General features: G+C 72.5%; 11 protein-coding genes. 6 read left to right on the top strand and 5 right to left on the bottom strand.

The window, feature by feature from the left end; translation table 11 throughout:
* Positions 1 to 12: 12 nt before the first annotated feature.
* Positions 13 to 1137 carry a 4-hydroxyphenylpyruvate dioxygenase gene (gene hppD / locus VK611_27455; protein HMG45100.1) on the bottom strand — a complete coding sequence of 375 codons (1125 nt, stop codon included), beginning with the start codon at positions 1135 to 1137 and terminating at the stop codon, positions 13 to 15.
* Positions 1138 to 1250: 113 nt separating this feature from the next.
* Between hppD and VK611_27450 the strand changes: the two genes are divergently transcribed.
* Entirely contained in the window at positions 1251 to 1754 is a 504-nt protein-coding gene (locus VK611_27450; GenBank protein HMG45099.1) for an Lrp/AsnC family transcriptional regulator, read from the top strand.
* A 59-nt stretch (positions 1755 to 1813) separates the two neighbouring features.
* Here the strand turns inward: VK611_27450 and VK611_27445 are convergent, their stop codons facing one another.
* Positions 1814 to 4813 (bottom strand): proline dehydrogenase family protein, encoded by a 3000-nt coding sequence (locus VK611_27445; protein ID HMG45098.1) that lies wholly within the window; start codon positions 4811 to 4813, stop codon positions 1814 to 1816.
* A 287-nt stretch (positions 4814 to 5100) separates the two neighbouring features.
* Here VK611_27445 and VK611_27440 point away from each other — a divergent pair, with 287 nt between their 5' ends.
* A complete protein-coding gene (locus VK611_27440; protein HMG45097.1) occupies positions 5101 to 5301 on the top strand; it encodes a cold-shock protein in 201 nt (66 codons plus the stop codon).
* A 76-nt stretch (positions 5302 to 5377) separates the two neighbouring features.
* On the top strand, positions 5378 to 5650 hold the full coding sequence (locus VK611_27435) for a hypothetical protein (GenBank protein HMG45096.1): 273 nt from the start codon (positions 5378 to 5380) through the stop codon (positions 5648 to 5650).
* A 92-nt stretch (positions 5651 to 5742) separates the two neighbouring features.
* Here the strand turns inward: VK611_27435 and VK611_27430 are convergent, their stop codons facing one another.
* The 3 genes from VK611_27430 to VK611_27420 are packed head-to-tail and all read right to left on the bottom strand — an operon-like array spanning position 5743 to position 8126.
* Positions 5743 to 6225 carry a peroxiredoxin gene (locus tag VK611_27430; GenBank protein ID HMG45095.1) on the bottom strand — a complete coding sequence of 161 codons (483 nt, stop codon included), beginning with the start codon at positions 6223 to 6225 and terminating at the stop codon, positions 5743 to 5745.
* Between the two features lie 50 nt (positions 6226 to 6275).
* Positions 6276 to 7466 carry a histidine kinase dimerization/phospho-acceptor domain-containing protein gene (locus tag VK611_27425; protein HMG45094.1) on the bottom strand — a complete coding sequence of 397 codons (1191 nt, stop codon included), beginning with the start codon at positions 7464 to 7466 and terminating at the stop codon, positions 6276 to 6278.
* 3 nt (positions 7467 to 7469) lie between these two features.
* Positions 7470 to 8126 carry a response regulator transcription factor gene (locus VK611_27420; protein HMG45093.1) on the bottom strand — a complete coding sequence of 219 codons (657 nt, stop codon included), beginning with the start codon at positions 8124 to 8126 and terminating at the stop codon, positions 7470 to 7472.
* A gap of 129 nt (positions 8127 to 8255) precedes the next feature.
* Between VK611_27420 and VK611_27415 the strand changes: the two genes are divergently transcribed.
* The 3 genes from VK611_27415 (at position 8256) to VK611_27405 (ending at position 12127) form a co-directional block, all read left to right on the top strand.
* Positions 8256 to 8927 carry a GDSL-type esterase/lipase family protein gene (locus tag VK611_27415; protein ID HMG45092.1) on the top strand — a complete coding sequence of 224 codons (672 nt, stop codon included), beginning with the start codon at positions 8256 to 8258 and terminating at the stop codon, positions 8925 to 8927.
* A gap of 69 nt (positions 8928 to 8996) precedes the next feature.
* Positions 8997 to 10985 (top strand): hypothetical protein, encoded by a 1989-nt coding sequence (locus VK611_27410; GenBank protein ID HMG45091.1) that lies wholly within the window; start codon positions 8997 to 8999, stop codon positions 10983 to 10985.
* Positions 10982 to 12127 carry a crosslink repair DNA glycosylase YcaQ family protein gene (locus tag VK611_27405; GenBank protein ID HMG45090.1) on the top strand — a complete coding sequence of 382 codons (1146 nt, stop codon included), beginning with the start codon at positions 10982 to 10984 and terminating at the stop codon, positions 12125 to 12127. The genes VK611_27410 and VK611_27405 overlap by 4 nt, the downstream gene beginning before the upstream one ends.
* Positions 12128 to 12153: the final 26 nt, after the last annotated feature.

The raw sequence follows: 12153 nt of genomic DNA, 5'->3' as shown, positions 1-12153 counted from the left end.
CGTAGCCAGTAGCTAGAGGTTGCCGCGGGCCTCCTGGGCTCGTTCGATGGCTTGGAAGAGGGCCTTGAAGTTGCCCTCGCCGAAGCCCTTGGCGCCCTCGCGTTGGATGATCTCGAAGAAGACCGTCGGGCGGTCGCAGACGGTCTCGGTAAATATCTGCAGCAGGTAGCCGTCCTGGTCGCGGTCGACGAGGATGCCCAGCTCCGCCAGCGCCGACCACGGGAGCTCCACCTCCGCCATCCGGGCCCGGGCCTCGTCGTAGTACTCCGGCGGCACCTGCAGGAAGCGCACGCCCCGCGCCCGCAGGGAGCGCACCGCCTGCACGATGTCGGGCGTCCGCAGCGCCACGTGCTGCACCCCGGGCGACCGGTAGTAGTCGAGGTACTCCTCGATCTGCGACTTGCGGCGCCCGTCGGCGGGCTCGTTGATGGGCAGCACCACCTTGTCGTGGTCCCACACCACCGTCGACATCAGCGCCGAGTACTCCGTGGAGATCTGGTCGTCGCTGAAGTGGGTCAGCTGCTCGAAGCCGAGCACCCGTTCGTAGTACCCGACCCACTCGTCGAGCTTCCCCCGCTCGACGTTGCCGACCACGTGGTCGACCCGCTCGAGCCCCACGGCCGGGCCGACCCCCGGCTCCAGCGGCGAGGCGACGAACTGCGGTGCGAACACACCGTGGAACGCCGAGCGGTCGAGGAACGTGTGGACCGTCTCGCCGTACGTCCGGATGGCGGCGTGGTGGATGACACCGTCCGCGTCCTCGTCGACCGCCGGCGGTCGCTCCGACCGGGCGCCCCGGCGCAGCGCGGCCTCGTAGGCGGCGCCGGCGTCCGCCACGACGAACGCCACGTCGCGCACGCCGTCGCCGTGCTGGCGGACGTGCTCGGCGATCGGCGACTCGGGCCCGAGCGCTCCCGTGACCAGGAAGTGGACGCGCCCCTGCCGCAGCAGGTGCGACACCCGGTCCGCTCTCCCGGTCTCGGGCCCGGCGTAGCCGACGGGTTCGAACCCGAACGCCGACACCAGGAAGCCGGCGAACGCCCGGGCGTTCCCGACCCACCACTCCATGTGGTCGATCCCGCCCAGTTCGGGCGGGGCCGGCACCGGCGCGGCGGTTTCGTGTTGGGTGGCCACCATCACGGGCTCCCTTCGAGGGTGACGCATATCTGACCAGTCAGAGAACAGCCAGACGGGCATGACGTCAAACGTTCAATCAATGAGTGAACAATGTGGTCAGCCTTCGCCCACCCATGCTAGACACCTTGCTCATGATGCCCATGGGGATCGATGAGCTGGACGCTCGCCTGATACGGGCTCTGTGCGACACGCCACGGGCGGGGGTCATGGAGCTGGCACGTCAGCTCAGCGTGGCGCGGGGCACGGTACAGGCACGCCTCGACAAGCTCCAACAGCGCGGCATCATCAGCGGTTTCGACCCTGACCTGGACATTCGTCGCATGGGCTACGAGGTGCTGGCCTTCGTGAGCCTGGAGATCGCCCAGGGTCGGCTCGACGACGTGTGCGAGCACCTGCGCGAGATCCCCGAGGTGCTGGAGATCCACTCGGTCACCGGGCCGGGCGACCTGCACTGCCGGGTGGTGGCCCGCACCAACGACCACCTGCAGTCGGTGATCGGGCGGATCCTCGAGGTGAAGGGCATCGGCCGCAGCACCACCCAGATCGCCATGACCGAGCAGCTGCGCCTGCGGGTGCTCCCCCTCGTGGAGCTGGCGATCACCGACGGCGCCGGCTGACACCCACCGAAACTTCGACACAGGTGGCGCCATAGCCACCAGTTCTGTCGAGATTTCGATCAGTCCGGAGCGAAGCCCTGGCGGAGGGTGTTCTCGGTGACCACCCGGGGGTCCGAGAACTGGAGCAGGTAGTCGGGGCCGCCGGCCTTGGAGCCGACGCCGGACATGCCGTAGCCGCCGAACGGCTGGCGCCCGACGACTGCCCCGGTGATCGCCCGGTTGACGTAGACGTTGCCGGCCCGCAGGTCGGCGGCGGCCCGGCGGATCGCCCCGGGTGAGCGGGAGAAGATCCCGGCCGTGAGGGCGTAGTCGGTGTCGTTCGCCAGGGCGAAGGCCTCGTCGAGGTCGCGGGCCCGCAGCACGGTGAGCACCGGTCCGAACAGCTCCTGCCGGGCGATCGGCGCCTGCGGGTCGGCCACCTCGACGATCGTCGGGCCGACGAACCACCCGTCGGGCGGCACGTCGTCCCGCCGGAACCGCACCTGGCCCGCCGCCGACGCCCGGGCCACCCAGCCCGACAGCCGCTCGTGCGACTCGGCGTCGATCACCGGCCCCACCTGCACCTCCGGCCGCCGGGGATGGCCCACCACCAGCTCCTGCGTGCAGCCGACCAGACGGTCGACCACCTGGTCGTACACGGCGTCGAGCACGATCAGCCGGCTGGCCGCCGAGCACTTCTGCCCGGCGAAGCCGAACGCCGAGGTGGCGATGGCCGGCACCGCCTGGTCGAGGTCGGCGTCGGCGTCGACGATCAGCGGGTTCTTGCCGCCCATCTCGGCGACGACCCGCTTGACGTGCCGCTGCCCCTCCCGCACCTCCGCAGCCTGCTGGTTGATGGCCAGCCCCACGGCCTTGGAGCCGGTGAAGGCGATCATCGCCACGTCGGGATGGCCGACCAGCGCGGCGCCCACGTCCTCGCCCGGGCCCGGCAGGAACTGGACGACACCCCGGGGCGCGCCCCCCGCGATCAGCGCGTCCACCAGGCAGCGGGCGATCAGCGGCGTCTGCTCGGCGGGCTTGAGGATCACCGGGTTGCCGGCCACCAGCGCCGCGGTGGTCATGCCGGTCGGGATCGCCAGCGGGAAGTTCCACGGGGCGATCACCACCACCACGCCCTTGCCCTGGTACGTCAGCCGGTTGGTCTCCCCCGGCGGCGACTGCACCAGCCGCGCCGACAGCGAGTCGAGCCGCAGCACCTCCCGCCCGTAGTACTCGCAGAAGTCGATGGCCTCGCACACGTCGGCGTCGGCCTGGTCCCACGGCTTGCCGGCCTCGAAGCACTGGAGCACTGCCAGGTCGGGCCGCCGCGCCCGCAGCCACTCGGCGGCCCGGAACAGCACCGCCGCCCGCTCGACCACCGGGGTCCGCCGCCACGACTCGGCCACCCGCGACGCCGCGTCCACCGCCGCCGACGCCTCGGCCGCGCCACACGACGTCGACGTGGCCACCACCAGCGACGGCTGCGACGGGTCGACCGACGGGATGGTCCGCCCCGTCCGCACCTCCTCGCCGTCGAGCAGGGCCGTCACCTCGGCGCCGAGCCCGAGCCCACTCCCACCCCGCGCCACCCGCTCGACGGCCGCGGCGAACTCGGTCCGCACCGACGTCCGCCGCCACTCGGCCACCGGCTCCGGGGCGTAGGGACCGGGGTTGGTCGGGACGGTCGCCGCCCGCCGCACCACCTCGGTGGGCAGCGGCAGGTCCTTCACCTCCGGCGGGTTCAGCAGCTGGGTGAGCTCCCGGCCCTCGGCGAAGCGGTGCCGCACGAAGGAGTCGTTCGACGTGTTCTCCAGCAGCCGCCGCACCAGGTAGGCCATGCCCGGCACCAGCTCGCCCACCGGGGCGTACACCCGCAGCCGCAGGCCCAGGCGGCGGATGGCGGCGTGCATCGGCTCGGCCATCCCGTAGAGCATCTGGATCTCGTAGCCGCCGTCGGGGATGCCCTGGCGCCGGGCGTAGGTGATGGCGTGGGCCAGCGAGCGGAGGTTGTGCGAGGCGAACGCGGCCCGCACCGACCCGTGGTGGTCGAGCAGGAGGCGGGTGCAGCGCTCGTAGTTGGCGTCGGACTCGACCTTGCGCTCGAAGGTCGGCACCGGCCAACCCTCGGCCCGGGCGTGGACGGTCTCGGCGTCCCAGTAGGCGCCCTTCACCAACCGGACGCCGATCGGTCGACCCCCGGCCGCCACCCGCCGGCCCGACCACGTGACCAGCTCGAAGAGGTCGTCGTAGGAGTCGCGCAGGTAGGCCTGCACCACCACACCGGTGTCGACGGAGGCGAACTCGTCCTCCGACAGCAGCTCCCGGAACAACGTCAACGTCAACGCCTTGACGTCGTAGTGCTCCATGTCGAAGTAGACGAATGCGCCCAGCGACTGCGCCAGCCGCAGGATCGGCCGCAGGCGCTCCTTCGCCTCGGCCAGCCCGACCGAAGCCGTGAGCGGGGCCAGGTGGGGCGACAGCGCCGTCGGCTTGATGCTCACGTTCACCCGGGGCAGCGGGCCCAGGTCGTCGGCCTCGAGCACCGGGTGCGACGGCCAGGTCGCCGACGCCGCCGCCAGCGTCGACAGCAGCTCCACCACCCGGGCCGCGTAGCGGTCGGCCTCCGAGGCGACGATCGTCTTCTCGCCCAGGAGGTCGACGGTGAAGGCGCTGCCCTCCTCCCACAGCCGCTGGAGGCCCGACACCGCGGCGGCGGGCCCGTCGCCCACGATGAACTGCCGCGCCATCCGCTCGATGTTGCGCTGCGCCACCCGGGCCTCGACGTGGTGGCCCAGCGGTACCCGGTCGGCGGCGTGGATGCCGGCCCGCAGCGCCGCGGGCACGTCGTCGCCGTCGAGGTACTCCTCGATGTGGCGGGCGACGTCGGCCCGGTCGGTGAGCGCCGGGAACACGTCGACGAAGCGGAACAGCTGGGTCTTGAAGGCCGGGCGGGCCATCGCCCACTCCATCATCCGCTCGCTCCACCACGACATGTGGAACGCCCCCGAACGGGTCCCGTCCCCGAGCGCGGCGATCTCCCTCGCCAACGTGGTGGTGGCCTTGTCGAGGCCGGCGCTCATGGTCCGGAATGTAACGGCGTCGGCGAAGCCGACACCGCATGGGGCGGCGGCGGGGTGGTCGGCGGGGGTGGCTGGAGAGCCCGGGTCGCCGGGGAATCCCTGCTCAGGTAACCCAGTTCGCTGATAGGTGTGTCGCCTCCGTATCTGGCATTATCTGGCGGTGAATCCTCCGTCCGATCCCGATCGGGCTGAGGGATCAGGGCGCCGAGCGCCTAGCCTCACCGGAGCGGCCGGACATGCCGGTGAGGCCAGTACAGGGCCGGCCCCGACAGAAGAGGCAAGCAGAAATGGCAATCGGAACCGTCAAGTTCTTCAACGCCGAGAAGGGCTACGGCTTCATCTCACGTGACGACGGTGACGACGTGTTCGTCCACTTTTCCAACATCACGGGCAGCGGCTACCGCACCCTCGAGGCCGGCCAGCAGGTCGAGTTCGAGGTCGGCCCCGGCCGTAAGGGCGACGAGGCCCAGAACGTCCGTGTGATCTGAGGCGCTACTTGTATTCAACAGCAACAGCAACGTCTGCGGTCGCTCGGCGACCGCTCCATCGGACACTTAGGTAACGGTGGCTCGACGGAGGACGACTTTCGGCAAGCTCCAACGCGACCGCGACAAGCAGGCCAAGCAAAAGGCCAAGATCGAGCGGCGCATAACGCGAGCCGAACAGTCCACAGACGAAGAACCAGAAGAAACGGTCCAGCCGGCCGGGCAACCCGATCAGTCAGCCGTTCTCGCCGCGCTCGCCGACCTGCACGCCGCCTATGACGACGGGCAGCTCAGCCTCGATGACTTCGAGGTGAAGCGCGACGAGTTGCGCAACTCGCTCCAGATCGATTGAGCCCCAAGCGCCAAAGCTGCGCTGGTGAGTGGCAAAGGTGCCGCCCCACCAGCGCACTTTCGCGCGCCCGATGACGCTTTCCGGGTCTACAGCTAGAGCTTCGAGAGGACCGACTCGGCCGAGCTGACCGCGAGGCCGGGTGCCGGCTCCACCAGCAGCTCGGTGACCACGCCGTCGTCGATGATCGCGGCGTAGCGCTGCGAGCGGGAGCCGAGGCCGAAGCCGCTGCCGTCCATCTCCAGGCCCATCTCGGCGGTGAAGTCGCCGTTGCCGTCGGCCAGGAACGTGAGCTGGCCGTCGGTGTCCTGCGAGTCGCCCCAGGCGCCCATCACGAAGGCGTCGTTGACGGCGATGCAGGCGATGGAGTCGACGCCCTTGGCCTTGATGTCGTCGGCCCGCACCAGGAAGCCGGGGAGGTGCTTCTCGGAGCAGGTGGGGGTGAACGCGCCGGGCACGGCGAAGAGCACGACCTTGCCCTTGCCGAGCACCTCGCCGCTCTGGACCGGCTGCGGTCCGTCGGGCGTCATCGTCGTGAGCTTCACGTCGGGGATGCGGTCTCCGACCTTGATGGACATCGGTCCTCCAGAACAGCGGCGGTGGGACGTACGGAAGGGGCGACCGTACCTCACCCGACCGGTTCCGGAAGAGGTGCGGCGGGCAGCCGTACGGTGACCGTGACCACGCCCGGAACGGTCCGGTCCCAGGCCAGATCGCCACCGTGGGCGGCCAGGACCGAGTCGACCACGGTGAGGCCCACGCCGTTGCTCGGCACGCCGCTCGTCGCGGCCTCCGGCCTGTCCTCGTCGGCCACGGGGACCGAGTTCTCGATCTCCAGGATCGACCAGTCGCCGAGGGCCCGGGTGCGCATCTCCACCCAGCCGCCCTCGCCGCGGTTGTGGCGCACCGCGTTGGACAGCAGGTTGGCGACGAGCCGCTCCAGCAGCGCCCGGTCGCCCCGCACCGGCGCCGCGTCGAGGTGCAGGTCGACGCGCACCACGCGCCACTCCGGGCCGTTGACGACGTCGCCCAGCACGTCGCCGGCCACCAGGTCGAGCCGCAGGTCGTCGGACTGGAGGTCGCCGCTGCCGCTGCGGGCCAGCACCAGCAGCGCCCCCACGATCCGCTCCGCCCGCTGGGTGGCGACGCGGATCTGCTGCAGGGCGTCGCGCTCCTGCGTCGACGGCGCGTCCCGCAGCAGCAGGTCGGTCTCGCTGGAGATGATCGACAGCGGCGTGCGGATCTCGTGGGACACCTGCGTCGAGAAGCGCCGCTGCGCCAGGAACGCCCGCTCCAGCCGGTCGAGCATGGCGTCGAACGTGTCGCCCAGCTCGCGGATCTCGTCGTGCGGCCCTTCGAGGCCCACCCGGCCGCTCAGGTCGGTGCCCGACGCCGCCCGGGCGCGGGCCGTCATCGTCCGCAGCGGCCGCATCGCCCGGCCGGCGATCATCCAGCCGGCCAGCGCCGCCACCGCCGCCATCCCCGCCAGGGCGGCCATGCTCCACAGCCGGGCGCGGTCGGCGGCGGCGTCGGCCGAACGACGCTGCACCCGCTGGAACGCCTTGTTGATGGCGCTGTCGAGCCGGCGCTCGGGCCCTTCGCCGGCGGGCGGCGACACCACCGTCTCGGGGTGCGCCCGGATGTACTCGGTGGCGAGCTCCCGGCTGACCCCCAGCTCCACCAGCAGCTCGTCGGTGATCTCACCGGGGCTGCGGTACACCGCCCGCTGGTAGGTGACCGCACCGATCGCCAGGGTCACCGCGCCGGCGGTGAGGAAGCTGGCCGCCAGCAGGAGAGCGATCCTCAGCCGGATCTTCATCCTTCACTCCAATCGGTAGCCGCGCCCGACGACGGTCGCGATGACCGGCGGGTCGCCGAGCTTGCGCCGCAGCGTCAGCATCGTCACGCGGACGGCGTTGCTGAACGGGTCGAGGCGGTCGTCCCACACCCGCTCCATCAGGTCCTCGGCGCTGACCACCTGGCCGGGCTCCCACAGCAGCTCCTCCAGCACCGCGAACTCGCGGTTGGTGAGCTGCAGCGGCACGTCGCCGCGGGCGGCCTGGCGGCTGCCGGGGTCGAGCCACAGGTCGCCCCACGTCAGCTTCGGCGGTCGGGGCCGCAGCGCCCGGCGGCCCAGCGCCCGCAGCCGGGCCACCAGCTCGGCCATGGCGAACGGCTTGGTGAGGTAGTCGTCGGCGCCGAGCAGCAGGCCCTCCACCCGGTCCTCCACCGCCGCGGCGGCGGTCAGCATGAGGATCCGGGCCACGGAACGGTCGGCCACCAGGCGGCGGCACACCACGTCGCCGTGGACGGTGGGGATGTCGCGGTCGAGGACGATCACGTCGTAGGTGACCTCCTGCGCCTTCTCGAGCGCCACCGCACCGTCGGTGACGACGTCGACCGCGAAGGCGTCGCGGCGCAGGCCGCGGGCGATCACGTCGGCCAGCTGCTCGTCGTCCTCTACTACCAGCACACGCACGGCATCGGCTCCGATCCGGAACCTACCGGTGCGTGCGAACAAGACGCCACCGCGTGACCTAATGCCCCGCTTAGGCGGCGATCTGTAAACCGCACCCGCAGAATGCCTCGACCCCTCATAGGCCTTCTCGTGGCGGTCGCCATGCTCGGGCTCTGCGGAGCCGCGTACGCGCTGCAGAGCGAAGCGACCGTCGCGCCACCCTCGACGCCGACCGCCGTCGACCCGGCGCTCGCGTCCGTGCCCGCCAACGACCGGGGCGACCAGCTCGTGGTGCTGTTCGGTGACAGCCTCACCGAGCTGGCGGTCGCCGACGTGCGCACCCGGTTCGTCGCCGACCCCGAACTGCGGCTCTCGGCCCACTACTACGGCGGCACCGAGCTCGACACCGAGGCCTGGACGGAGCTGTACCCCCACGTCGGCGCGGGGTCGGTGGTGCTGCTGTTCCTGGGCATCAACGACGTGTTCGACGGCACCCCGGCCGAGGCCGAGCGCGACGCGGCCACCGCCATCGACGCGGCCAGTGCTGCCGGCGCCCGGCGCGTGGTGGTCGGCACCGTCAACACCGACGGGCGATCGCCGCAGCTGGGCGACGACTGGGCGGCGCGGACCCGGGAGCTGAACCGGTGGCTGCGGGAGGCCGACGCCGACGAGCTCCGCTTCCCGACGCTCGAGGTGGCGCCGTGGGACCTGGTGAGCTCCGGCCACCCCGAGTGGCTCAATCCCGACGGCATCCACCTCACCGTCGCCGGCGCCGCCGCCTACGCCGAGATGATCCACGACGCCGCCCAGGAGCCCGGCTAACGCCCACCAGGGCGACTGGCGGGGCCGCTTCCCGGCACCCGACGCGGCGCGATTAGGGTTCGCCCGCGCATGAGGAAGTCGACAGGGGCGGCGGTGCTCGCGACGCTCGCCGCGGCCGTCCCCATCGTGGTCGCGGGCGTGCGGGGAGCCCTCGACGGCTGGATCCCGACCGGCGACGACGCCTTCTCCGGCATCCGCGCCTGGGACGTGTTCACCGCCGACATCCCGCTGCTGGGCACGTGGTCGTCGGCGTCGACCTACACCACGCTGCCCGTCAGCCACCCCGGCCCCCTGCACTTCGACCTGCTGGCGCTGCCGGTGCGGCTGCTGGGCCACGCCGGTGGGACCGCCGTGGGCATGGCGCTGATCAACGCTCTGGCGGTGGCCGGGATCGCCTGGCTCGTCCACCGCCTCGCCGGTGCGCCGGCGGCGACCGCGGCGATGGGCCTGAGCGCGTGCCTGGCCTGGAGCATGGGCTCGGAGATGCTCTACGACCCCTGGAACCCCTACGCCACCCTGTTCCCGTTCGCCCTGTTCCTGGTGGCGGTGTGGGGCCTGATGGCCCGTGACCGGGCGGCGCTGCTCGTGATGGTGGTCGCCGGCAGCTACGTGCTCGAGACCCACCTGTCGTACTCGCTGCTGGTGCCGGGCATGGCGCTGTTCGGCCTGGGCGTGGTGGCCGTGCAGCTGTGGCAGCGCCGGCGGGCCGACCGGGAGGCGTGGCCCGAGCTGCGGCGGCGGGTGCTGCGCTGGGGCGGCGGAGCGGCGCTGCTCACGCTGCTGCTGTGGACGCAGCCGATCGTCCAGCAGTTCACGACCGCCGAGCAGGGCAACCTCACCGGCCTCCTGCGGTCGGCCCAGGAGGGCACCCGGACACCGGGTCTGGGTCGGACGCTGCGGGCGCTGGGCGGCACGCTCGCCGTCCCGCCGGCCTGGCTCCCGCCGTCGTACGGGGAGCCGTCGTTCGAGCTCGACGGCAGCGGGCTGCCGACGTGGCTGGCCGCGCTGGGGCTGGTGGTCCTGGCGGCGCTGCTGGCCGGCCTCGGCCGGCGGGCCCGGCGACGGGGGTCGACGGCGGTGGCCATGGGCGCGCTCATGGGCCTGGCGGCGCTCGTGCTGGGCCTGCTCACCACCTTGCGGGCGCCGATCCTGTTCGAGATGGTGCCCACCTACTTCCGCTGGATGTGGCCGATGGGCCTGGTGCTGTGGCTGGTGGTCGCCGTCGCCGTGCTCGACGAGATCACCGCCTGGCGGTCGTCGCGTGCTGCGGACGACGGCGACGCCGCCGACCCGGCGTGGGTGCTCCGGCTGGCGGTGCCGGGGCTGGTGTTGGCGCTGGTGGCGGGGGTGGCGACGCTGCCCCGGGTCGACCACGGCACCGCGTCGCCGCCGTGGACGATCGCCGCGGTGAAGGCCGTCGATGACGACCTCGCCGAGGCGCTCGAGGACGAGGACGGGCCGCTGCTGGTGGAGCTCACCATCCACCAGTCGTCGACCGCGGCCGGCCCGGCGCTCTTCGCCGTGCTGCAGGACGCCGGCGTCGACTTCTACGTGGAGGACTGGACGCTGGTGCGCCAGCTCGGCGAGCACCGCCGCTACGAGGAGGGCGATGCCGACCGGCGCCTGCGGATCACCGGCGACGGGTCGACCCGGTCGGCCCGCGACGACGAGACCCTGGTGGCCTCCTACTCGCCGCTGAGCCGTTCGGAGCGCCAGGAGCTGCGGCGGCTCGACGAGGAGGTCACCGACCTCGTCGAGGCGCACGGCCTCGTGTGGTCCGGCGACGCCGAGCAGGTCTACGAGGCCATCGACAACCCCGAACGCATGGCCGAGCTGGAGAGCTGGGTGAAGAAGAGCCCGAAGTACCTGGTGGAGAGCGGCATGCTGCGGACGCTGTGGCTGGGCGGCGTGCCGGCGTTCGCCGGCCACCCCCTGCTCGACGTGACCGTCTTCCCGGAGCCCCTCCTCGACCGCTGGGCCCACCTCCAGGACACCCAGGACCACACGCTCCGGGTCTACCTCTCCGACATCGAACCCCCGGACGACGAGGACGGGTGACCGGCCCGACGGCGGAGATCGAGGAGCGCATCCGGGCGTTCGGCCGGAGCCGGCAGGGGCTCGGGGGCGAGGGTGGGTTGTTGGGGGCGTTGACCGAGGTGGTCGCGGTGTACTCGGCGCAGCCGTCGGGGCCTCTGTCGCTGGCGGCGCGGGTGGCGACGTTCGATCCGGGCGAGTTCGCCGCGCTGGAGCAGGAGCGGCTGGCCGTGCGGGTGCCGGCCATGCGGTCGTCCGCCCACCTCGTGCCGACCGCCACGGTCGCCCGGGTCATGGCGGCGACGCGGCCGCCGCTGGCCAGGTTCGCCTGGCACCTCGAGCCGCACGGCTACACCCTCGACGACCACCCCGCCCTCCGCGACCAGGTGCGGGCGGTGGCGACCACGCCGCTCACGTCGAAGCAGCTGCAGGCCGCGCTGGGCTGGTCGTCGGCGCTGGTGCGGGGCGTCGTGCAGATCGCCTCCATGGAGGGCACGGTCGTGCGGGTGGGCGGCTCGGGGCTGCGGTCGAACGCCATCGGCTGGGTGTCGACCGACGCCTGGCTCGGTCGCCCTATCGACGCCGTCGACCCCGACGACGCCCGGGCCTGGCTGGCCGGCGAGTACCTGCGGGCGTTCGGCCCCGCCCGGGCGGAGGACTTCGCCTGGTGGACGTCGTCGACGAAGCCGCGGGCCGCGGCCGCCCTCGCCAGGGTCGCCACCGTCGAGGTGGCACCGGGCCTGCTGCTGCGGGCCGACGACGAGGCCGCGTTCGCCGCCGTCGAGCCGCTGCCGCCCGACCACGTCGACCTCCTGCCGGTGTGGGACGCCTACACGATGGGCTACCCGTCGACCGGCCGGAGCCGGTTCGGCCCGCCCGAGGTGCTCGACCGCCTCTACGACGACGCCGGCAACGGCCTGGGCGTGGTGCTCGCCGGGGGCGGGGCGGTCGGGTCGTGGAACAGCCGCTTCGTCGGTCGCACGATGCAGGTGGACATGGAGGAGCTGGCGCCGTGGACCCCCGCGGTGCGCACCCGGGTGGACGGGCGCCTCGCCGCGCTGGCCGAGCTGCTCGGCGCCGCCGACCTCGAGGTCGTCCCGGTCGCCGGCGGCACCCGGAAGCCCGTCGGCGGCAAGGGCAACCGCCGCTCCTACGTCACCGACTGACCCGAAACCTCGACAGAGATGGCGCA

Source organism: Acidimicrobiales bacterium (assembly GCA_035316325.1).
Classification (GTDB): Bacteria; Actinomycetota; Acidimicrobiia; order Acidimicrobiales; family VFJN01; genus DASXTK01.
Note: the sequence above shows the minus strand (reverse complement) of the source record. Positions and strands in the feature narration are given on the sequence as shown.